Origin of the sequence: Reyranella sp. CPCC 100927 (genome assembly GCF_007859315.1) — a bacterium.
Lineage (GTDB): Bacteria > Pseudomonadota > Alphaproteobacteria > Reyranellales > Reyranellaceae > Vineibacter.
This window is the reverse complement of the sequence record NZ_VOHA01000001.1, coordinates 665,388-685,917: the sequence shown is the minus strand read 5'-3', so window position 1 is coordinate 685,917 and position 20,530 is coordinate 665,388. Positions and strand designations below refer to the sequence as shown.

Annotated in this window: 20 protein-coding genes; 10 read left to right on the top strand and 10 right to left on the bottom strand. The window is 66.4% G+C overall.

Annotation, left to right across the window (positions count from 1 at the left end; all coding sequences use genetic code 11):
• The first annotated feature begins 13 nt into the window (after positions 1-13).
• Positions 14-1,378 carry an MATE family efflux transporter gene (locus tag FQU96_RS03030; protein ID WP_178130280.1) on the top strand — a complete coding sequence of 455 codons (1,365 nt, stop codon included), beginning with the start codon at positions 14-16 and terminating at the stop codon, positions 1,376-1,378.
• Here the strand turns inward: FQU96_RS03030 and FQU96_RS03025 are convergent, their stop codons facing one another.
• From FQU96_RS03025 to FQU96_RS03000, 6 genes are all read right to left on the bottom strand, one after another.
• Complete coding sequence (locus FQU96_RS03025) at positions 1,379-2,287, bottom strand: DMT family transporter (RefSeq protein WP_146539344.1); 909 nt, start codon at positions 2,285-2,287, stop codon at positions 1,379-1,381.
• 170 nt (positions 2,288-2,457) lie between these two features.
• Positions 2,458-3,438, bottom strand: coding sequence for an LLM class flavin-dependent oxidoreductase (locus FQU96_RS03020; protein WP_178130279.1), 981 nt, complete (start codon positions 3,436-3,438; stop codon positions 2,458-2,460).
• 230 nt (positions 3,439-3,668) lie between these two features.
• Positions 3,669-4,457, bottom strand: coding sequence for an aminoglycoside phosphotransferase family protein (locus FQU96_RS03015; RefSeq protein WP_178130278.1), 789 nt, complete (start codon positions 4,455-4,457; stop codon positions 3,669-3,671).
• Positions 4,457-5,344, bottom strand: a complete 888-nt coding sequence (locus FQU96_RS03010) for a TauD/TfdA family dioxygenase (RefSeq protein WP_146539342.1) — start codon at positions 5,342-5,344, stop codon at positions 4,457-4,459. Before FQU96_RS03010 ends, FQU96_RS03015 begins: the two co-directional genes overlap by 1 nt.
• A 9-nt stretch (positions 5,345-5,353) precedes the next feature.
• The gene (locus FQU96_RS03005) at positions 5,354-6,325 is read right to left on the bottom strand and encodes a tripartite tricarboxylate transporter substrate binding protein (RefSeq protein ID WP_178130277.1); all 972 of its coding nucleotides are present in this window, start codon (positions 6,323-6,325) and stop codon (positions 5,354-5,356) included.
• A 13-nt stretch (positions 6,326-6,338) separates the two neighbouring features.
• Positions 6,339-7,106, bottom strand: a complete 768-nt coding sequence (locus FQU96_RS03000; protein ID WP_146539340.1) for a GntR family transcriptional regulator — start codon at positions 7,104-7,106, stop codon at positions 6,339-6,341.
• Between the two features lie 267 nt (positions 7,107-7,373).
• Between FQU96_RS03000 and FQU96_RS02995 the strand changes: the two genes are divergently transcribed.
• The 6 genes from FQU96_RS02995 to FQU96_RS02965 all read left to right on the top strand — a co-directional run bounded on the left by FQU96_RS02995 (position 7,374) and on the right by FQU96_RS02965 (position 14,928).
• Positions 7,374-9,341: a long-chain fatty acid--CoA ligase gene (locus FQU96_RS02995; RefSeq protein WP_146539339.1), complete on the top strand. Its 1,968-nt coding sequence runs from the start codon at positions 7,374-7,376 to the stop codon at positions 9,339-9,341.
• 5 nt (positions 9,342-9,346) lie between these two features.
• Positions 9,347-10,138, top strand: coding sequence for an ABC transporter ATP-binding protein (locus FQU96_RS02990; protein ID WP_146539338.1), 792 nt, complete (start codon positions 9,347-9,349; stop codon positions 10,136-10,138).
• 61 nt (positions 10,139-10,199) lie between these two features.
• Positions 10,200-11,348 carry a branched-chain amino acid ABC transporter permease gene (locus tag FQU96_RS02980; protein WP_255467870.1) on the top strand — a complete coding sequence of 383 codons (1,149 nt, stop codon included), beginning with the start codon at positions 10,200-10,202 and terminating at the stop codon, positions 11,346-11,348.
• Positions 11,349-11,365: 17 nt separating this feature from the next.
• Positions 11,366-12,451 (top strand): branched-chain amino acid ABC transporter permease, encoded by a 1,086-nt coding sequence (locus FQU96_RS02975; RefSeq protein ID WP_146539337.1) that lies wholly within the window; start codon positions 11,366-11,368, stop codon positions 12,449-12,451.
• A gap of 143 nt (positions 12,452-12,594) precedes the next feature.
• Positions 12,595-13,917, top strand: coding sequence for an ABC transporter substrate-binding protein (locus tag FQU96_RS02970; protein WP_146539336.1), 1,323 nt, complete (start codon positions 12,595-12,597; stop codon positions 13,915-13,917).
• A 174-nt stretch (positions 13,918-14,091) separates the two neighbouring features.
• On the top strand, positions 14,092-14,928 hold the full coding sequence (locus FQU96_RS02965) for an ABC transporter ATP-binding protein (RefSeq protein WP_146539335.1): 837 nt from the start codon (positions 14,092-14,094) through the stop codon (positions 14,926-14,928).
• A 48-nt stretch (positions 14,929-14,976) separates the two neighbouring features.
• Here FQU96_RS02965 and FQU96_RS02960 read toward each other — a convergent pair whose 3' ends face one another.
• Genes FQU96_RS02960 through FQU96_RS02950 form a run of 3 tightly spaced genes read right to left on the bottom strand, consistent with a single transcriptional unit; the run spans position 14,977 to position 15,814 of the window.
• The gene (locus tag FQU96_RS02960; RefSeq protein WP_146539334.1) at positions 14,977-15,141 is read right to left on the bottom strand and encodes a DUF1328 domain-containing protein; all 165 of its coding nucleotides are present in this window, start codon (positions 15,139-15,141) and stop codon (positions 14,977-14,979) included.
• 24 nt (positions 15,142-15,165) lie between these two features.
• On the bottom strand, positions 15,166-15,432 hold the full coding sequence (locus FQU96_RS02955; RefSeq protein ID WP_146539333.1) for a hypothetical protein: 267 nt from the start codon (positions 15,430-15,432) through the stop codon (positions 15,166-15,168).
• Between the two features lie 13 nt (positions 15,433-15,445).
• Positions 15,446-15,814, bottom strand: coding sequence for a YqjD family protein (locus tag FQU96_RS02950; protein ID WP_146539332.1), 369 nt, complete (start codon positions 15,812-15,814; stop codon positions 15,446-15,448).
• A 159-nt stretch (positions 15,815-15,973) separates the two neighbouring features.
• Between FQU96_RS02950 and FQU96_RS02945 the strand changes: the two genes are divergently transcribed.
• Positions 15,974-17,209, top strand: a complete 1,236-nt coding sequence (locus FQU96_RS02945) for a phenylacetate--CoA ligase family protein (RefSeq protein WP_146539331.1) — start codon at positions 15,974-15,976, stop codon at positions 17,207-17,209.
• A gap of 348 nt (positions 17,210-17,557) precedes the next feature.
• Complete coding sequence (locus FQU96_RS02940) at positions 17,558-18,385, top strand: SDR family oxidoreductase (RefSeq protein ID WP_146539330.1); 828 nt, start codon at positions 17,558-17,560, stop codon at positions 18,383-18,385.
• A gap of 12 nt (positions 18,386-18,397) precedes the next feature.
• On the opposite strand, the gene FQU96_RS02935 is transcribed toward FQU96_RS02940, so the two are convergent.
• Complete coding sequence (locus FQU96_RS02935) at positions 18,398-19,402, bottom strand: tripartite tricarboxylate transporter substrate binding protein (protein WP_146539329.1); 1,005 nt, start codon at positions 19,400-19,402, stop codon at positions 18,398-18,400.
• Positions 19,403-19,658: 256 nt separating this feature from the next.
• On the opposite strand from FQU96_RS02935, the gene FQU96_RS02930 reads away from it, so the two are divergent.
• A complete protein-coding gene (locus FQU96_RS02930; protein WP_218574580.1) occupies positions 19,659-20,525 on the top strand; it encodes a protein-L-isoaspartate O-methyltransferase in 867 nt (288 codons plus the stop codon).
• Positions 20,526-20,530: the final 5 nt, after the last annotated feature.

The window sequence follows — 20,530 nt, the reverse complement described above, 5'->3', positions numbered from 1 at the left end:
AGCCCGGGCGGAGATGCACGGCACGATATCCCATCCCCTGCTATTGGCGCAGCCGCTGCCCACCATCCTGCGGCTGGCCGGCCCGACGACGGCGGTGATGTTCCTGCAAAGCGGTGTCAGCATCGCCGAGATGTACGTGGTGGGTCGGCTGGGCACGTCGGCACTGGCCGGCTTCCAGCTGGTCTTTCCGTTCCTGATGCTGATGACCATGATGGCCGCCGGCGGCATCGGCGGCGGCATCGCCTCAGCAATCGCGCGAGCCCTGGGTGCCGGCGACCGGAACCGGGCGGCATCGCTGGCCGTGCATGCCCTGCTGGTCGCGGCGGGCTTCGCGCTGTTGTGGACGGTGTTGATGTCGGTGGCGGGATCGGCGGTGTTCCGTGCCTTCGGCGCGACCGGCGAGACGCTGGATTTCGCCAACGCCTATGCCACGGCGCTGTTCGCCGGCGCCGTGGCGCCGTGGGCGATGTTCGCACTGTCATCGATCCTGCGCGGCACCGGCGACGTGATGACACCCGGCAAATACATGCTGCTGGCCTCGATGGTACAGATCCCGCTCTCGGCCGTGCTGGTGTTGGGCACGGCGGGCTGGGGACTGGGCAGTTGGACCGGACTGGGTATCGCGGGCGCCGCCGTATCGATGATCGCGACCAGCCTGCTGGCGACTGTCTTGATGGCGCACCGCCTGTGGCAAGGACGCGCCGGGTTCGTACCGTCGCTCGCCGATCGTGGTCTTGCCGGCGCGGCGTTCGCGCCGATCCTGAAAGTCGGCTTGATTTCCTCGCTGTCGGCACTGCTCGCCAACCTCACGACCATGCTGGTGAACTTCGCCATCAAGCCGTTCGGCGACGCCGCGATCGCGGGCTACGGCATCGGTGCGCGGCTGGAGTTCATCCTGGTGCCGCTGTCGTTCGGCATCGGATCGGCCCTCACGACCCTGGTCGGCATCGCCGCCGGCGCCGGCCAATGGGACCGCGCCCGGCGCTTCGCCTGGACCGGCGGCATGATGGCGGCGGCGCTGACCGGCACGCTGGGTTTTGCCGTGGCGCTGTTCCCCGGCGCCTGGGCCGGCATGTTCAGCAGCGATGCCGGCGTGCTGGAGGCCGCCACCCACTACCTGACGCGCGCGGCGCCGTTCTATGCGCTGTTCGGGCTGGGCATGTCGTTGAACTTCGCCGCGCAGGGCGCCAACCGTCAGGCGATGCCGCTCTTCGCCAGCGTGCTGCGCACGGCGATCGCCGGCGTCGGCGGCTACCTGCTGATCGTGGCCTGGCACGGCACGCTGCCGGACCTGTTCTGGCTGATCGGCCTCGCGATCCTGCTCTACGGCGCCATGATCGCAGGGTCGCTGGTGGTGCGCCCCTGGGGCCCGCGCTGACTATCGCCGCCCGCCGATCGCAAGACCGATGCCCACGCCGATCAGGCCGATGCCGACGGCGTGGTAGAGATGCACGTCCTCGCCGAGAAAGACGATGGCCAGCACGGTGCCGAACGCCGGCATCAGGTGCACGAACTGGCCGGCGCGGTTGGCGCCGATCAACTCGACGCCGCGGTTGAAGCAGAGATAGGCGAGCAGCGACGGAAACAGCGCCACGTAGGCGACGGCAACGATCGCAATGGTGGTCCATCGCATCGGCGCACCGGCCGTTGTCTCCCAGACATGGAACGGCAGCAGCATCAGGGCGCCCAACGCGAACGTTGCGGCGACGAAGCTCAGCGGATGGACCGCGGGACGGCGGCGCAGCAGCACCGAGTAGATCGCGTAGGAAACGACGGCGCAGAACACCCAGAGATCGCCGATGTCGATCGCGGTGTCGGCAATCGCCAGCGGTGATCCGCGGCAGGCGATTACCAGGACGCCGACCAGCGACACCAGCACCGCGATCAGCTGCATCGTGCCGGTGCGCTCGCGGAACAGGAGGAACGAGCACAGCAGGATCACCAGGGGCATCGCCGACTGCATCAGCAGCGCGTTGATCGCGGTCGTCGACTGCAGACCGATATAGACCAGGGTGTTGAAGGTGGCGACGCCCAGCGCCGACAACAGCAGCACCAGCCGCCAGTGCCGCAGCAATGTCGGCAGGTCGCGGCGCAGATGCGGCGCGGCAAAGCCGATCACCAGGACGAAACCCATGGTCCAGCGCCAGAAGGCCAGCGCCACCGGCGGCACCGAACCCTGCACGGCACGCCCGAGCACGAAGTTCCCCGACCAGAACAGCGCCGTCAGCACCAACAGCACATAAGGCGAGCGCCACAGCAAGCGGCCCGCATTGCGGACGAAGGACATGAGATGATTCCGGAAGCGATGACACCAGCGACTGCCGGACTGACGATGCACGTCCGCCCGCAACGGCCTCCGCTCAGGAGGCCGTGATCGTAAGTCGCACGAAGGACCATATCGACGTCATCACGGGCCTACGTTGCGTCGGCGCAGCGCATGCCGTCAAGCGCGCTTTGTTATCCCCTCAGGCCCTTCAACAAGGGCAGCACCTCGGCCGCAACGCGCTCGATCTGCGCATCGCGTTCCTCGTAGGGGCCGACCAGATCGAGCACCAGGTGGCGCACGCCGGCGGCATGGAATTCGCGGATGCGTTCGGCGATCTGGGCTGGCGGTCCCAGGGCGCAATAACGCTGCGCGGCTTTGCGGAAGTCCATCGCATAGCGCACGCTCAGCGTCTTCGTTGCCGCCTCCAGCGCGGCCTCGTAGGTGGCGTCCAGGCGCGTGAACAGCAGATGGCTGGTGCCGAAGCGCGTGAGCTTACGACCAGCCGCATCCGCCGCCGCGGCGATCGTCGCCAGGCTGTCGCGATACATCTGCGGCGTCACGACGTAGGACATCCAGCCATCGGCCAGGCGCGCGGTGCGCTTGAGCGCACCCTCCGAGCGGCCACCGCACCAGATCGGTGGACCGCCCGCCTGGCGCGCCGGCGGCTGCATCTGCACCTCGGGGAAGGAATAGAAGCGGCCCTCGTGCGCCACCGGTTCTCCGGTCCACAGCTTGCGCAGCACCGTGATCGCCTCGGAGAGGCGTGCGCCGCGCTCGCCGATCGGCACGCCGGCCAGCGCATATTCTTTCGGGAATTCACCGCCGACCCCGACGCCGAAGATCAGCCGCCCCTCGCTCATATGATCGAGTGTCGACACCTGCTTGGCGATCGGACCAGGATGGCGCAGCGGCAGCAGGTAGACGCCCGTGCCCAGCAGCAACCGGCGGCTCGCCACCGCCGCCTGCGCCAGTTGCAGCAGCGGGTCGAGGATGGGAATCGCGAAGGCAATGTGATCGCCGACCCACAGCGAGTCGTAGCCGCAGCGGTCGACAAGTTCGGTCAGCGAAACCAGTTCGTCGATCTGCGGCAGCCACGGCCCGGTCGCGGGTTCGGTGCGGCGATGAATGGTCTGGATGCCGACCAGCAACTTGTCGTCGAGCGGAAGGGGCATGGATCGTTTCCTGTGATGCTTTCGCCGTGGCGAAGACCCTGGTGAAGGCGTCGTGACCGACCCCGCGGCAGTCATGGTACACACACACCGTCGGCATGCCAGTGCCCGCAGGCGTCAACCTGGGTTGCTGGGAGCACGGACCTCCGGGCCGCTCATAAATCGGCGCTACGCGCGCAGGCGACAGCTTTACTTTCGCCCTGATGCGGGCGGACACCCGCGCTCCCAGTCATCTAGGCAAGCGCTCTTTCGATCAGCGCGCGATGGCGGATCATCCAGGCCACGCTGCGGGCCTGCCAGGCGATGCCCCACACGCGTGGAGCATGCTCGGTGTCGGGTGTGATCTGCTGCTCGATCACCTCGTTGGCGGCGCTCAGGGCGGCGACGTCGATGATGCGGGCCGTCAGCTTCTGTCGGTCTGGCGCCGGCAGGCCATACCCATCGGCCAGCAGACGCACCTGGGTGATACGGACCGGGGCATCGGGCAGTCCGTTCATCGCCGCCACATCGTCGTCGTAGAGATGGGCGTTGTTCCACGCGACCTGCGCCAGTTCGGTCAACGGATCGACCGGTCCCGCCACTTCCCAGTCGATCAGCGCAACGGGATGGCCATTGCGGGCGACGATGTTCCAGGGCGCGGCATCGCAATGGCCGACGATCCGACGGCCATCACCGATGTCACGCCCGAACCATGGCCGCCACGTTGCGCCATCAGGCGGTACGAACGTCGCGGTCGCATCATGCAGCCGGCGAATCATGCGACCGACGGCGGTGATCGCCGCGTCGGTCCACGGCGCCGGGTTCACGATTTCGCCCTCGATGTAGGTAAGCATCTCGCGACCGTCGGCATCGAAGCCGGTGCCGACGACCCGCGGCGCAGCCTCGAAGCCGGATGCCTCCAGGTGGCGCAGCAGCGCATGGACCGACGGCGCCCATGGCCCGGTCTCGCGATGGACGACGCCACCGCGGCGCGCCACCGCGGTGCGGCCGCCGCCCGTCAGCGGAACATCGGGTTCTTCCATCAGTACGGCTTGTTGCCGGCAACGGTCACGCGGTTGCCGTAGCGCCGGTGCGGCCAGTAGTCCCACATGGCGCGATGCTGGGCGCAGCGATTGTCCCAGAACGCGATCGAGTTGGGACGCCAGCGGAAGCGGCACTGGAACAGCGGGTTCTCCATGTGCTCGTAGAGATAGCGCAGGATGCCATCGCTCTCATCGCGCGGGATGCCGTTGATACGTACCGTGAAGCCGCGGTTGACATAGAGGCCCTTGCGGCCGGTCACCGGATGCGTGCGCACGACGGGGTGCTCGGCGCGCGGATAGGCGGGTTTATCGGCAACGCCGAGATTGGCGTAAGTGCCGCGATAGACATGCTCGCCGTCATGGACCGCGGTAAGGCCCTCGAGATAGGCCTTCATGCGGTCCGACAGCGCCTCGTACGCGGCGTACATGCTGGCGAACAAGGTGTCGCCACCCTCGTCGGGACACTCCTTGATGTAGAGAATGCTGCCCATCGGCGGCTCGGCTTCGCACGAGACGTCGGTGTGCCAGCCCTCGCCGTTGGCGCGCGTCGAGTTCTCGTCGGCGGCCACGATCATCAACTCGGGACGACCAGCCTCGTGCGGCGCGGCGGGGTGCACATGCAGGTCGCCGAACCGGCGGCCGAAAGCCACATGCTGGTCCGGCGTCAGCGTCTGGTCGCGAAAGAAAATCACCAGGTTCTCGGCCAACGCACGGTGGATCTCGTCCTGCGTGCGGTTCGACAGCGGCTGTGCCAGGTCGATGCCGTCGATCTCGGCGCCGATGATCGGCGTCAGCTTGCGCACCACGATGCTCTCGTAGGGTGTCGCATCGCGTGCGCCCTGCTTGTAGCGGGGGCCGCGGTTGCCGCGCAGGCTCGTGCTCTGCATGGTGTCCTCCTATTCGACTTTCAGTCCAGCGGACCGGATGATCTTGCCCCAGCGATCGATCTCGCTGCGGGTGAAGCGCCCGAACGCGTCGGTCAATGCCAGCTCGCGCGGACCACCGCCCAGCGCATCAAGCCGGGCCCGCACGTCAGGCGCGTCAATCGCTGCGGCGGCATCACGGGCGATCCGCTCGACGATCTCGGTCGGCGTCGCGCGCGGCGCGTAGAGGCCCGACCATGTCGTCAGTTCGAATCCCGCCATGCCGGCTTCGGCGCTGGTCGGCACCGAGGGTACCGTGGGATAGCGCGTGGCGTAAGTGACCGCCAGTGCCCGCACCGCGTCACGATCGACCAGCGGCTTGGCGCCCACCACGTCGACCGTCATCAGCGATATGCGTCCCTCCGTCAGATCGGGGAAGGCCTGCTGGTTGCCCTTGTAGCCGACATGCACGATGTCGACGCCGGCCTGCTGGCGAAACATCTCCGAGGCAATGCGCGACGGCAGGCTGCCGGCGCCGAAATGATGACGACCCGGTTCCTTCTTCAGGAAAGCGACCAGTTCCAGCAGCGACGTCGGCGGCAGCGCCTTGCTGCTCATCAGGATGAAGGGCGACATGCCCACGCGCAGCACCGGCACGAAATCGTTGACCGGATCGTAGGGCAGCTTGTCGTACAGTGCCGGGTTGGCGGCATGCGTCATCGCCGACGTCGCCAGCAACGTCAGCCCATCGGGCCGCGCACGCGCCACCAATTCACAGGCGATCAGCCCGTTGGCGCCGCCGCGGTTGTCGACCACGATCGGCTGGCGCCACATCTGGCTCAGCTTCTCGGCCACGATCCGGGTGGTGACATCGACCGAGCTGCCGGCCGGCAGCGACGTGATGATGGTCACACGATCCCTGGGGAAACCCTGCGCCTGCGCCACCCAGGGCATCGCCACGGCGCCAACCGCCGCTCCCGTCAACCATGCGCGTCGACTGAGCATGACGTGGCGCCCCCTAAGCCGTGGCGTCGGCGGCCAGCGCCGCGATGGCACCGCGCATGGAATCCTCGATGCGGCCGCGCGAGGCGGCTTCGGCGGCATCGGCGTCGCCGGCTTCCAGGGCCGCCAGGGCGGCCTGCCACAGTGCCAGCGAGCGGCGCCGGCGTTCGACCGACGCCAGCGACAGGCGCGTGTAGCGCAGCGTCTGCAACGACAGCGAGATCGCAAGATCGGCGAGCCGCGCGTTGCCGCAGGCGCGCGCCGACATCAGGCTGGCGCGAAACACAGTCTCGGCATAGGCCGTACCGTCGACATCGTCGACATGGCGGGCCAGTTCCTCGACCGCAGCACGGTAGTTGCGCAGCAGGACCGGATCGCGGCGCTCGGCCAGCCGGCGCGAAACGATCGCGAACAGCCCGGCCCGCACCTCGAACGTCTCGGCGACCTCCTGCGCGCTCAACCGGGTCACCTCGGCGCCGCGCCGTGCGTGGATGCGAACGAGGCCTTCTTTCTCCAAGAGCCGCAGGCCCTCGCGGATCGGGCCGCGACTCACCGCAAACGCGGCGGCAAGATCCTGCTCAACCAGCCGTTCGCCCGGCGCGTAAGTGCCGTCGATGATGCGATCGCCGATACGAGCGGCGATCTGCTCGGGCAGCGACAAGGTCAACCGTGGCGTCGCACCGAACCAGCGAAAGGCGACGTAGCCGTCGCGCGCCTGTGCTGCTGGCGGATCATCCGGATCAACCATCGGTGGCGATGCAGCCGCATCGATGTTCTCTTTCATATTGTTTACAATCTTAATGACGACGATCCCTGGCGGTCAACCCATGGGCGCACCACACTGCGACAAACGCCCGCAAAGAGTTGCCTTGACCCTCACCGGGGCGTCAGTTACCTACCGCGACTGTGCAAAGCCGCGTTGCAAAAACAAATGGTGCAACGCAACAAAAGGCCAGCACGTCTCGCCCATCCACCTCTTTCGCTGCTGTCGCGCGACAAAACCCGACGACAGGGCACAAGAAATGTGACGGGGCAGCATGAGGGAACGCGCATGAGGCTGGAGACGACGAGCACCGCCGCCACACCGGCCCAGACGTTTCCGCAGATTCTTGCCCAGAACGCCCGCCAGCGTGCAGACCGTCCGGCCTACCGCGAGAAGGATCTCGGCATCTGGCAGATCTACACGTGGCGCCAAGTGTACGAAGAGACGCGCGCCTTCGCCGCCGGTTTGGCGTCCCTGGGTTTCGCGCGTGGCGACAAGTTGATCATCGTCGGCGACAACCGTCCGCGGCTCTACTGGGCGATGAATGCGGCGCAGATGCTGGGCGGCATTCCCGTGCCGGTCTACCAGGACTCGGTCGCGACCGAGATGGCCTACGTCGTCGAGCATGCCGAGGCGCGCTTCGCGCTGGCCGAGGACCAGGAGCAGATCGACAAGCTGCTCGAGATCCGCACCCAGGTGTCCGGCCTGCAGACGTTGATCTACGAGGACGAACGCGGTCTGGGCGACTACGAAGGACTGCTGTCCTACCAGGAGGTCCAGGAGAAGGGCCGCGCCCTGCAGCAGGCAAAACCTGAATTCCTCGACGGCGAGATCGCCCAGGGCCGCGGCAGCGATGCTTCGGTGATGCTTTACACGTCGGGCACCACCGGGCGGCCCAAGGGCGTGGTGCTGACCTACGACAACCTGCGCAAGAGCGCCGAGAATGCCGCCAGGGTCGAGGGGCTCACCGAGCGCGACGAGTTGCTGTGCTACCTGCCGATGGCCTGGGTCGGCGATCACATCTTCTCGTATGCCCAGGGGCTGATTACCGGCTTCACGGTGAACTGTCCGGAATCAGCCGCCACCGTGCAGACCGACCTGCGCGAAATCGGCCCGACCTATTACTTCGCGCCGCCGCGCATCCTGGAGAACATCATCACCAACGTGATGATCCGCATGGAGGACGCCGGTGCCGCCAAGCGCTGGATGTTCCGTACGTTCATGGCGCTGGCGCGTCGAGTCGGCGGCGAGCTGCTCGACGGCAGGCCCGTGAGCCTCGGCGATCGGCTGCTCTATGGCCTGGGCGACGTGCTCGTGTACGGGCCGCTGAAGAACACGCTGGGCCTGTCGCGCGTGCGGGTGGCCTATACCGCAGGCGAAGCGGTCGGCCCGGACATCTTCAACTTTTACCGCTCGCTCGGCATCAACATGAAGCAGCTGTACGGGCAGACCGAGGCGAGCGTCTTCGTCACCATCCACCCCAACCGCGACGTGCGGCTGGAGACGGTCGGCAAGGTCGTCCCCGATGTCGAGCTGCGCATCGCCGACAGCGGCGAGGTGATGTTCCGTGGCCCCGGCGTGTTCCACGAGTACTACAAGAACCCGGAGGCGACGGCGGAGACCAAGACCGCCGACGGCTGGGTGCATTCGGGTGACGCCGGCTACATCGACGACGACGGCCACCTGCACATCATCGATCGCGCCAAGGATGTCGGCCGCCTGACCGACGGCACGCTGTTCGCGCCGAAATTCATCGAGAACAAGCTGAAGTTCTTTCCTCATATCAACGAAGCCGTCGCCTATGGCGACAAGCGCGACTTCGTGACGGCGCTGATCAACATCGACCTGACCGCGGTCGGCAACTGGGCCGAGCGCCACGATATCGCCTACGCCAGCTACCAGGAGCTGGCGTCTCGTCCCGAGGTTCATGACCTGATCGCCGAGCAGGTTGCCCAGGTCAACCGCGACCTCGCCCAGGACCCACGCATGGCCGGCGCCCAGGTCAAACGCTTCCTGATCCTGCCCAAGCTGCTGGATGCCGACGACGGAGAACTGACACGCACCCGTAAGGTGCGGCGCGGCTTCGTCGGCGAGCGCTACGCCGACCTGATCGCGGCACTCTATGACGGCCGCACGACGGTGCATCTGCGGACCGAAGTCACCTTTGAAGATGGACGCAAGGGCATGGTCGAGGGCGACGTCGCGATCCGCGGCGTGGGTGACGCCGCGACACCCACCGTGCGCAAGGCGGCCTGAGCATCATGGCGCGCACCTCGCACGCAACGGCCGAAGTCCTGCTGGCGCTCGAGAACATTTCGCTCAGCTTCGGCGGCGTGAAGGCGCTTACCGACATCAGCTTCGACATCCACAAGGGCGAGATCCGCGCCATCATCGGTCCCAACGGCGCCGGCAAGTCGTCGATGCTGAACTGCATCAACGGCTTCTATCACCCCCAGCAAGGCCGCATCACCTACAAGGGCGTCACGCGCCAGCAGATGCGCCCACACGAGGCGGCCGAACAGGGCATCGCCCGTACATTTCAGAACATCGCCCTGTTCAAGGGCATGTCGACGCTCGACAACATCATGACCGGCCGCAACCTGCGCATGAAGACGGGCCTGCTGGCCCAGGCCCTGCACTGGGGACCGGCGCAGCGCGAGGAGAACGAGCACCGCGCCTTCGTCGAACGCATCATCGACTTCCTCGAGATCCAGCATATCCGCAAGGTACCGGTCGGCCGCCTGCCCTACGGCTTGCAGAAACGCGTCGAACTGGGCCGCGCACTGGCGGCCGAGCCCGAGCTGTTGCTGCTCGACGAGCCGATGGCGGGCATGAACCTCGAGGAGAAGCAGGACATGTGCCGCTTCATTCTCGACGTCAACGACCAGTTCGGCACCACCATCTGCCTGATCGAGCACGACATGGGCGTGGTGATGGACATCTCCGACCGCGTCGTGGTGCTCGATTACGGCAAGAAGATCGGCGACGGCACGCCGGACGAGGTCAAGGCGAGCCCCGAGGTGATCGCCGCCTATCTCGGGACCAGCCACTGACATGAGACTAACGCGCGAACACACCACCATTGCCGTGCTTTGCGCCGCTCTCGTGGTGCTCATGCTGACGCCCCTGCTGCGCGACAGCGTGCGGCTGCAGGATTGGCTCGAGACCCTGCTCGGCGGCCTGCTGACCGGCGTGCTCTATTCACTGGTCGCCCTGGGCTTCGTGCTGATCTTCAAGGCCTCGGGCGTTTTCAACTTCGCCCAGGGCGCCATGGTGCTGTTCGCGGCGTTGACCCTGGCACAGCTGTCCGGCGCCAAGGACGTACCCACGGCATCGTTCATCGGCGCCGGCGCCGTCGTTGCCGGCACCGTCGGGCTGGTGGCGCTGGCGGGCTGGCACCGCTCGCGTGCCGCCCGGGAGGCACGGCCACCCGGTGCGCGGCTGCAGGTGGGAATCGCCCTTGCCTGTGCCGTGCTGGGCGGTGTGCTGGCGGCCGCTTTCAGCGGCAGGGGCTGGCCCATGTGGCTCGCCCTGCCGGCGACCGGCATCATCATGGTGGCGCTCGCCTACGGCATCGAGCGCCTAGTGTTGCGCCAGCTGGTCAACCAGGAAGGCATCATCCTGTTCATGGCGACGCTGGGCATCGCCCACTTCATCGATGGCGCCGGCCAGACGATCTGGGGCAGCGACATCTACAAGGTCGACCTCGGACTACCGAAAGATCCCGTTTTCCTTTTATCCGGCGTCTTCGAGGGCGGCCTGCTGGTGGAACCGACCGATCTCATCGCCGCCGGCATCGCCGGTGCCCTGGTGATCAGCCTGGCGTTCTTCTTTCAGAAGACGCGGACCGGCCGGGCACTGCGCGCCGTCGCCGACGATCATGCCGCCGCCCAGTCCGTCGGCATCCCGCTGAACCAGATCTGGCTGGTGGTGTGGACGGTGTCGGGCCTGGTGGCGCTGGTCGCCGGCATGATCTGGGGCGCCAAGCTAGGCGTGCAGTTCTCGATCTCGCTGATCGCGCTCAAGGCGCTGCCGGTGCTGATCCTCGGCGGCTTCACGTCGGTGCCGGGCGCCATCATCGGCGGCCTCATCATCGGTGCCGGCGAAAAACTGTCGGAGGTCTTCCTCAGCCCGGTGCTGGCAAAGACTTTCGACCTCGCCGGCGGCGGCATCGAAAACTGGTTCGCCTACATGCTTGCCCTGGTCTTCCTGATGGTACGTCCGCAGGGCCTGTTCGGCGAGCGGATCATCGAACGGGTCTGAGCGAAGGGATTGCAATCGTGCTGTACCGCGAAGCCGGCCAGTTCAAGACCAGCTACGGCGCCGATCAGGCGATCTTTCCGATCCTGCAGGATCGGCTGTTCGTGTTCGCCCTGATCGTGCTGGCGTTCCTGGCGCCGGTGGCACTCGCCGCCGTCGCGCCGGGCCTGGCGCAGTACCTCTTCACCGAAGTCCTGATCCCGTTCCTCGTGTTTTCGCTGGCCGCCATCGGGCTCAACATCCTGGTCGGCTATTGCGGCCAGGTCTCGCTGGGCACCGGCGGGTTCATGGCGGTGGGCGCCTACGCCGCCTATAACCTGTGGCTGCGGGTACCGATGGTGAACGACCTCATCATCGTGTTCCTGTTCGGGGGCCTGATGGCTGCCGCGGTCGGCATTCTGTTCGGCCTGCCGTCCCTGCGCATCAAGGGCTTCTATCTCGCCGTCGCCACGCTCGCCGCCCAATTCTTCCTGGACTGGGTGGTGGCACGCGTGAAGTGGCTGACCAACTACTCGTCATCCGGCTCGGTCGCCGTCGGCAACCTGACGGTCTTCGGCATCCCCATCGAAACGCCGATGGCGCGCTACCTCGTGATCCTGGCCGTGGTCGTGGTGCTGACCGTGGTCGCGAAGAACCTGGTCCGCGGCCATATCGGACGGTCGTGGATGGCCATCCGCGACATGGATATCGCGGCCGAGATCATCGGCTTCCGGCCGTTGCGCACCAAGCTGCTGGCCTTCGCCGTCAGCTCCTTCTATGTCGGCGTCGCCGGCGCGATGTACGGCTTCCTGCGGCTGGGCGCCTGGGAACCACTGGCCTTCGACATCAACCGCTCCTTCGCCATCCTGTTCATGGTGATCATCGGCGGGTTGGGCTCGATCCTGGGCAGCTTCCTGGGTGCCGCCTTCATCGTGCTGACGCCGATCATGCTGAACCAGCTGCCCGGCTGGCTCGGCCTGCGCATGTCGACGGCGCTGCTCAGCCATCTGGAGTTCATGGTTTTTGGCGCGATGATCGTCTTCTTCCTGATCGTCGAGCCGCACGGCCTGGCCCGGCTGTGGGCCGTCGCCAAGGAGAAACTGCGGCTATGGCCGTTCCCGCATTGAGGGCGGGCAACAAACAGTCCGACGGTCCGCGTCGGCGCTCGGCCTGCCAGTCGACCCTTGCGGGCGACTGGCGGCTACCGTTGGGACTGATTACCGTGGCGGCACGGACGGCATCGCCGTCACCCGCATAAAGGAGGGACGAAATGAGATGGGGTAAGCTGGCGCTCGCGGGCGCCGCGCTGATCAGCGGCGGCCTGATCGCCGCCGAACCGGCTTCGGCGCAAAACGAGCAGTTCATTCCTGGCCTTGTTTATCGCACCGGCGCCTATGCGCCCAACGGCACGCCGTGGGCCAACGGCGTTGCCGACTACTACAGCCTGCTCAACGAGCGTGACGGCGGCATCAACGGCGTGAAGATCGTCTACGAAGAGTGCGAGACGGCCTACGCTACCGACCGCGGTGTGGAATGCTACGAGCGGCTGAAGGGCAAGGGCGGCGGGGCACCCTTCTTCAACCCGCTGTCGACGGGTATCACCTTCGCGTTGATCGAAAAGGCGCCGACCGACAAGATCCCGGTGATCTCGATGGGCTACGGCCGCTCCGAATCACGCGACGGCAGCGTCTTCCCGTGGGTCTTCCCGCTGTTGGGCACCTACTGGTCCGCCGCCGACATCATCATGCAGCACATCGCCAAGAAGGAAGGCGGCTGGGACAAGCTGAAGGGCAAGAAGGTCGTGCTGGTCTATCACGACTCGCCCTACGGCAAGGAACCCATCGCGCTGCTGACCGAGCGCGCCAAGATGCACGGCTTCGAGTTCACGCCGCTGCCGGTCACGCACCCCGGCGTCGAGCAGAAGGCAACGTGGCTGCAGATCCGCCAGAGCCGTCCCGATTACGTGCTGTTGTGGGGCTGGGGCGTGATGAACTCGACCTCGATCAAGGAGGCTGCCGCGGTCGGCTTCCCGCGCGAGAAGATGTACGGCGTGTGGTGGTCGGGTGCCGAGCCCGACGTGCGGCCGGCCGAGGACGGCGCCAAGGGCTACAACGCCGCGATGCTGCAGCATGGCGCCGGGAAGTTCGCCGTTCACGACGACATCAAGAAGTTCGTCTATGACAAGAACAAGGGCGCAACCAAGTGGGACGAGGTCGGCGAGGTCCTCTACAACCGCGGCATGATCAACGCGATGCTCGGTATCGAGGCCTTGCGCATCGCCCAGAAGAAATTCGGCAACAAGCCGATGAACGGCGAGCAGGCGCGCTGGGGCCTCGAGAACCTCGTGCTCAGCGCTGATGACGTGAAGCGACTTGGCTTCGACGGCCTGATCCGTCCGATCAAGGTGGCGTGTGCCGACCATGAAGGCACCCGCGCCGGCCGTATCCAGCAATGGGACGGCAAGGAGTGGAAGGTGATCTCCGACTGGTACGAGTCGGACGACAAGGTGCTGAAGCCGATGGTCGAGGCCGCGGCGAAGAAGTACGCCGAGGAGAAGAAGATCACGGCGCGCGACTGCTCGAAGGAGAACTGAGAGCATGCCCCTCTCCCCGCGAGAGCGGGGAGAGGCTGGGTGAGGGGTACGAACGATCGGTCTCTATTTGCGAGAACGGAGTCCGATCGTTCGTACCCCTCACCTTCCCATCGCTTCGCGATGGGCCCCTTCCTCTCCCCGCTCTTGGCGAGGAGAGGAAATCTGGAGCCAACCATGACCGTCGCCCAAGCATCACCGGCCCCCGACACTGCGACACCGATCCTGTCGGTCAACAATGTCGAGGTGATCTATAACCACGTCATCCTGGTGCTGAAGGGCGTGTCGCTGCAGGTGCCGGAGAGCGGCATCGTGGCGTTGCTGGGCGGCAACGGTGCTGGCAAGTCGACGACACTCAAGACCATCTCCTGCCTGCTGCGTGCCGAACGCGGCGACGTCACCAAGGGCAGCGTCCTTTATCGCGGCGAGCGGGTCGACGATCTGACCCCCAACGAGTTGGTGCGCCGCGGCGTCATCCAGGTGATGGAAGGGCGCCATTGCTTCGGCCATCTGACGGTCGAGGAAAACCTGCTGACCGGCGCCTTCATCCACGGCAACAACCGTCGCCAGATCGCCGACGATCTGGAGAAGGTCTACCACTACTTCCCGCGGCTGAAGCAGCGGCGCGCCAGCCAGGCCGGCTATACCTCGGGCGGCGAGCAGCAGATGACGGCCATCGGCCGCGCGCTGATGAGCCGGCCGCGTACCATCCTGCTCGATGAACCATCCATGGGTCTGGCGCCGCAACTGGTCGAGGAGATCTTCGAGATCGTCCAGCGGCTGAATGCCGAGCAGGGCGTTGCGATCCTGCTGGCCGAACAGAATACCAGTGTCGCGCTACGCTACGCGCACTATGGCTACATTCTGGAGAACGGCCGCGTCGTGCTCGACGGCGATGCCGCCGCCTTGCGCGAGAACGAGGATGTCAAGGAGTTCTACCTTGGCATGGCCGGCGAAGGCCGCCGCAGCTTCAAGGACGTCAAGCACTACCGCCGCCGCAAGCGCTGGCTGTAACGGAGGCGTTCGTGGGAGCGCGGGTGTCTCGCCCGCGCTCCCACGAAATCACCCTCGCCGCATCATTCCCATCACCAGGCTGATGACGAACAGCACCAGGAAGATGATGAACAGGATGCGCGCGAAGTCGGTGGCCGCTGCGGCGATGCCGCCGAAGCCGAATACGGCGGCGACCAGCGCGACGACCAGGAAGATGACAGCCCATCTCAGCATTTGATGTCCTCCTCGATACTGGGGTCACCAGCGGCGGCGTCGTGACTGCGCCACGAGCACCGCGATCAGCGCCGCAACCATGTAAGCACAGCCGACAATCAGCGCCGCGTAGATCGGGCCAAGCCCCTGCGCGATCGCGAGGAAGGCGGCTGCAGTCAGGAAGCCCAGACCGACGACAGACAGAATAAGGATCAGAACGTAGAGGCAGATCCGCGCCGCGGTACGGCGCGCCACCACCGCGGCCATGGCCAGACCGTAGAGGCCAGCCGATCGAGCGAGAGGCAGCAGCATGGCTGACGCCGACTCAACGGCGGTGCAACAGCAGCGACAGCAGGCAGCCGACACCCACCGCAACGGCGATCGACGTCAGGGGCCGCTCACGGATCGTATCCTCCAGGCGCTCGGATCCTTCGCGCGCCGTCGCTTTGACATGCGAAACAGCGGCATGTGCCCGTTCGCTGGCGACATCACGAAAGTCCCGACTGAAGCCGTCGACGAACGACGTCGCCTGGGACAGAAAATCACGCGCCTTGTCACCCACGGCGCGGACCGCATCGCCGCCTTCCGATTTGGCCGAGGCCTCGATCGACGACGCCAGCTGCGCCAGCTGCTTTTTCAGGGCCGCCACTTCACTGGCAAAGTCATCCGCCGCTGCGCTCCTGCGCATCGCCATCGCAACCTCCTGCTCTCTTGCTGACCGGCCTGCTGCCGCAGCCCCATTCCGCCATAACGAGGCAACCCGGCCATGGTTCCGTCGATCGGCTTGCATCATCCCGCAACGACGTGCTGAATCGGACCAACGCCGCGCCCTAAAACCCGCCGAGGAAACACCATGGCCGAGCATTATGATTCGCTGGAGACACGTTCGGCCGACGAGCGCGAGAGGGCGCTGGCGGCGGCGCTGCCGGCACAGCTCGCGCATGCCAAGGCGAATGCGCCCTTCTTCGGCGAGTGGCTCAAGGATGTCGATCCGGCTGCCGTGACCAGCCGCGCCGCGCTGGCCAAGCTGCCGGTCCTGCGCAAGAGCAACCTGGGCGCCGTCCAGAAGAAGAACCCGCCGATGGGCGGGCTGCTGGGCGTGCCGCTGTCGCAGGCGCTGCACATCTTCATGTCGCCCGGCCCGATCTTCGAGATCGATACTGCCGACAAGGACTATTTCCGCGGTGCACGCGCCATGTACGCCGCCGGTTTCCGTGCCGGCGATATCGTGCACAACACCTTCTCGTATCACATGACACCGGCCGGCATCATGATGGAGACGGCGGCCCGCGCGCTGGGCTGCATCGTGGTCCCCGGCGGCGTCGGCCAGACCGAGCTGCAGCTTGACGCCATCGAGGCGATCCGGCCGGCAGGCTATGTCGGCACGCCCTCGTTCCTGAAGATCCTGCTGGAGAAGGGGCCTGAGCTGGGCAAGGACGTCTCGTCCCTCAAGAAGGCGTTCGTCGGCGCCGAGGCCCTGCCGCCATCGCTGCGCCAGATGTTCCAGGACCGCGGCGTCTCGACCCTGCAGAGCTATGGCACCGCCGATCTCGGCACCATCGCCTACGAGTCGAAGGCGCTCGAGGGCATGATCGTCGACGAAGGCGTGATCGTGGAAATCGTGCGGCCCGGCACCGGCGACCCCGTGCCCGAGGGCGAGGTCGGTGAAGTCGTGGTCACGACGTTCAGCAAGGCCTACCCGCTGGTGCGCTTCGGCACCGGCGACATGTCGGCGGTGCTGTCCGGCACGAGCCCGTGCGGCCGCACCAACATGCGTATCAAGGGCTGGATGGGCCGCGCCGACCAGCGCACCAAGGTCAAGGGCATGTTCGTCGATCCCGAGCAGATCGCCGTGATCGCCAAGCGCCATCCGGAGCTCGGCCGCCTGCGGCTGGTGATCGACTGGGTCGACCAGCAGGATGTGATGACCCTGAAGGCCGAGCTGGCCGGTGGTTCGGCCGATCTCGCCAAGACAATCGAAGGGACGGTCCAGAACATCTGCAAGGTACGCGGCAAGGTCGAGTTTGCCGCCCCCGGCAGCCTGCCCAACGACGGCAAGGTCATCGACGACGTGCGCAAGTACACGTGAGAGCATCGGAGTAGGAATTCCCATCTCTCCCTGCAGGACTGGGTGCCGCTGGTGACGGGTCGGACCGCGTCGCTCCAGCGACGCATCTCTGGTGCGCAAGCGCCGGCTTAGAACCATGAGCGCCGCTGGAGCGGCGCGGTCCCAGCCGCCACCAGCACCGCTCGCAACGGGCCCAATCACCGCGGGTTCCCTTGGCTGCATGGGCAGAGGGGATTGTCGCGCTGACGCCGAAAAACGCATCCCTCCCGCCATGTGAAACACCCGGGCGGCGCGCGCGTTGCGGCGCGGACGGGCGTCGGTCACGTTGCCATCGCGCACGGGCGCACGGTCGCCATGTGAGGAGCTGCGATGACCAACGTATCGGGCCGTACGGCGTTCATCACGGGCGGCGCGAACGGGATCGGGCTTGGCATTGCCCGTGCCTTCGCCAGGGCCGGCGCCAGGTTGGCGCTGGTCGACCAAGACGAGGAAGCCCTTGCGCGCGCTCGAGCGGAACTCGCAGCCACCACCGATGTGGAAACCGTGGTTCTCGACGTGCGTGATCGCGCCGCGTTCGCCGACATCGCCGACCGGATCGAGGCTCGGCTGGGTCCGGTGTCGCTGGTCGTCAACAATGCCGGCGTGGCCGGCGGCGCACCCGCGCCCAAGCTGACCTACGAGCTGTGGGACTGGGGATTGGGCATCAACCTCGAGGGCGTGGTGAACGGCGTGCAGACCTTCCTGTCGCGGATGGTCGAGCGCGGCGAGGGCGGACACATCGTCAACACGGCTTCGGGCGCCGGGCTGGTGGGCAGCAATACGTCGGGTGTTCTCTACGTCACCGCCAAATTCGCCGTGGTCGGCATGTCGGAAGCGCTGCATTCGGAGCTCAAGACGCTGGGGATCGGCGTGACGGTGCTGTGCCCCGGCCCGGTGGCAACGGACATCATCGCTCGCACCCGGCGCCTGCAGCCCAGCGTGGTCAAGTCGATGAGTGCCGAGCAGCGGGAACGGGCGATCGCGCGCAGCGCCGTCATGACGAAACTGCTGGCCGACGGCGTCCAGCCCGACACAGTCGGCGCCATGGTGCTCGATGCCGTCCAGAAAGACCGGCTCTATGTGTTGACGGACCGCAGCATGGAGCCGTGGATCAACCAGCGCACGGCGGCGCTGGTGGCCGGCATGCCCGCGGCGTGAGAGACCCTAGCGTCAGTTCACGTCGAGCTTCAGCCCTTCCTTCTCGATCACGCCGCGCCAGCGCACGATCTGCTGCTGCACGAAATCGTTGAACTGGGCCGGCGTTCCGTAGGCGGGGAAACCGGCCATGGTCTTGAACCGGTCCTTGGTGGCGTCCTGCTCGAGGAAGTTCTTGATCTCGCCGTTCAGGGCATCGACGACGTCCTTGGGCGTCCCCGCCGGCAAGAACACGCCGAACCATGTCGAGACGTCGAAGTCTTTCAGTTCGGGCATCGTCTCGCGGATCGGCGGCAGGTCGGGTACCAGCGGGTTGCGCTGCGCCGAGGTCAGGCCCAGCGCATTGAGCTTGCCGGCACGCACGAACTCGATCGCGGTTGTCAGGTTGTCGAAGAAGTACTGCGTGACGCCGGCCACCAGGTCATTGAGCGCCGGCGCCGCACCGCGATAGGGCACATGGGTGGCCTTGGCGCCGACGAGCTGGAGGAACAGCGCACCCGACAGATGCGGCGACTGCCCGGTGCCCGACGAGGCATAGGACGCCTCGCCGTTGCGGCCGCGCAGCCACGTCACGAACTCCGGCACCGTCTTGGCCGGCACGGCGGGATGCACCACCAGGACGTTCGGCGCCGTGATCACGTTGGACACCGGGATCAGGCTCTCCGGCTTGTAGGGCAGGTTCCGGTACAGGGAATAGGCGATCGACTGGGGCCCGATATTGCCCATCAGCATGGTGAGCCCATCGGGGGCGGCGCGCACCACCTCGGTCGAGCCGACCACGCCGCCGGCGCCCGACTTGTTGTCAACCACCACCGACTGGCCCCAGCGCTGTTGCAGATGGCTGGCCAGCAACCGCGCCACGATATCGGTGGTGCCGCCGGGCGCCGCCGGCACCACGATGCGCACCGCCTGCTTGGGCCGCCACGCGTCGGCGCGGACGACGGCGGGTGCAGCCAGCGCCGGCAGGGCTGCGGCCCCGGCCATGACGGTACGGCGGGACAGGCGGGTAAAACGAGTCATGGGCGTGGCCTCCGGAAATAACTTTTTGGGGTCGGCGCTTGTCGTCAGCGCCTGCAACCGGTTCTCGCACGGCCACGCAGATGACGAAAGGCGGGGGCGTGCCGGTGATGTGCAATTCTCGTGATTCAGCGCAATTGGGCTGGCATCTGGCACGCCTCTCCCGTACATAGTTCTGTGCTGGTGGTGCCTCTCAATTACAATAAGTTGTGCAAAATCACCGCCAGTGAACGCAACCCGTTGATACGGAGGCTCGCCCATGCGGCGCGCTATCAAAGGCGGGGTGGCAGCCCTCTTCGTTGCCCTGCTTGCTATGCCGGCGATGGCCCAGTTCAAGCCGATCAAGCCTGAACAAAGCCCGCCGATGGACTCCAAGGAAAGCTACATCGCCTGGATGAAGGCCAATCGCGGCGAGAGCGACAAGTGGCTCAATGCGCGGTGGGACCGTTTCGTGCACGTCGTCCGCAATAAGGACCTGTGGACGGACAAGACCAAGCGGGCCTTCCTGCTGACCCCGCGCGAGGTGTTCGCGGCCGGCAATCCGGCAGTGTCGCAGCGCGGCTATGAGCACGCCTTCCTCGACATGGGCTTCGGCGTCACCATGTCCGGCCCACACCTGCAGAGCCGCATGACCGAGGTGATCGACGTCAAGCGCGGCGAGAAGGTGCTGGAGATCGGCACCGGCTCGGGCACCCAGGCGGGCTATCTCTCGGAGCTGACCGACAAGGTCTACACCATCGAGATCATCGCGCCGCTGGCCACCCGCACCCGCGGCATCTACGACAAGGCGATCGCCGCCGGCTACGAAGAGTTCAAGGGCATCAACACCAAGCAGGCCGATGGCTACTACGGCTGGCAGGAGGCTGCCCCGTTCGACAAGATCATCGTCACCACCGGCATCGACCACATCCCGCCGCCGCTGCTGCAGCAGCTCAAGCCCGGCGGCATCATGGTGATCCCGGTCGGCCCGCCCGGCGCCCAGCGCGTGCTGAAGGTGATCAAGCAGGTCGCCGCCGACGGCGCCGTGTCGGTGACCCGCGAGGACATCTACGGCGGCAAGATCGTTCCCTTCGTGCCGTTCACCAAGCTGGTCGACGGCGAAATCAAGGGCACGCACAACAAGTAAGGCCG

Excerpts from the sequence above, each read along its gene's own strand:
- FQU96_RS03030 (WP_178130280.1), top strand. The coding sequence starts at position 14 with ATGCACGGCACGATATCCCATCCCCTGCTATTGGCGCAGCCGCTGCCC.
- FQU96_RS03025 (WP_146539344.1), bottom strand. The coding sequence starts at position 2,287 with ATGTCCTTCGTCCGCAATGCGGGCCGCTTGCTGTGGCGCTCGCCTTAT.
- FQU96_RS03020 (WP_178130279.1), bottom strand. The coding sequence starts at position 3,438 with ATGCCCCTTCCGCTCGACGACAAGTTGCTGGTCGGCATCCAGACCATT.
- FQU96_RS03015 (WP_178130278.1), bottom strand. The coding sequence starts at position 4,457 with ATGGAAGAACCCGATGTTCCGCTGACGGGCGGCGGCCGCACCGCGGTG.
- FQU96_RS03010 (WP_146539342.1), bottom strand. The coding sequence starts at position 5,344 with ATGCAGAGCACGAGCCTGCGCGGCAACCGCGGCCCCCGCTACAAGCAG.
- FQU96_RS03005 (WP_178130277.1), bottom strand. The coding sequence starts at position 6,325 with ATGCTCAGTCGACGCGCATGGTTGACGGGAGCGGCGGTTGGCGCCGTG.
- FQU96_RS03000 (WP_146539340.1), bottom strand. The coding sequence starts at position 7,106 with ATGAAAGAGAACATCGATGCGGCTGCATCGCCACCGATGGTTGATCCG.
- FQU96_RS02995 (WP_146539339.1), top strand. The coding sequence starts at position 7,374 with ATGAGGCTGGAGACGACGAGCACCGCCGCCACACCGGCCCAGACGTTT.
- FQU96_RS02990 (WP_146539338.1), top strand. The coding sequence starts at position 9,347 with ATGGCGCGCACCTCGCACGCAACGGCCGAAGTCCTGCTGGCGCTCGAG.
- FQU96_RS02980 (WP_255467870.1), top strand. The coding sequence starts at position 10,200 with ATGCTGACGCCCCTGCTGCGCGACAGCGTGCGGCTGCAGGATTGGCTC.
- FQU96_RS02970 (WP_146539336.1), top strand. The coding sequence starts at position 12,595 with ATGAGATGGGGTAAGCTGGCGCTCGCGGGCGCCGCGCTGATCAGCGGC.
- FQU96_RS02965 (WP_146539335.1), top strand. The coding sequence starts at position 14,092 with ATGACCGTCGCCCAAGCATCACCGGCCCCCGACACTGCGACACCGATC.
- FQU96_RS02960 (WP_146539334.1), bottom strand. The coding sequence starts at position 15,141 with ATGCTGAGATGGGCTGTCATCTTCCTGGTCGTCGCGCTGGTCGCCGCC.
- FQU96_RS02955 (WP_146539333.1), bottom strand. The coding sequence starts at position 15,432 with ATGCTGCTGCCTCTCGCTCGATCGGCTGGCCTCTACGGTCTGGCCATG.
- FQU96_RS02950 (WP_146539332.1), bottom strand. The coding sequence starts at position 15,814 with ATGGCGATGCGCAGGAGCGCAGCGGCGGATGACTTTGCCAGTGAAGTG.
- FQU96_RS02945 (WP_146539331.1), top strand. The coding sequence starts at position 15,974 with ATGGCCGAGCATTATGATTCGCTGGAGACACGTTCGGCCGACGAGCGC.
- FQU96_RS02940 (WP_146539330.1), top strand. The coding sequence starts at position 17,558 with ATGACCAACGTATCGGGCCGTACGGCGTTCATCACGGGCGGCGCGAAC.
- FQU96_RS02935 (WP_146539329.1), bottom strand. The coding sequence starts at position 19,402 with ATGACTCGTTTTACCCGCCTGTCCCGCCGTACCGTCATGGCCGGGGCC.
- FQU96_RS02930 (WP_218574580.1), top strand. The coding sequence starts at position 19,659 with ATGCGGCGCGCTATCAAAGGCGGGGTGGCAGCCCTCTTCGTTGCCCTG.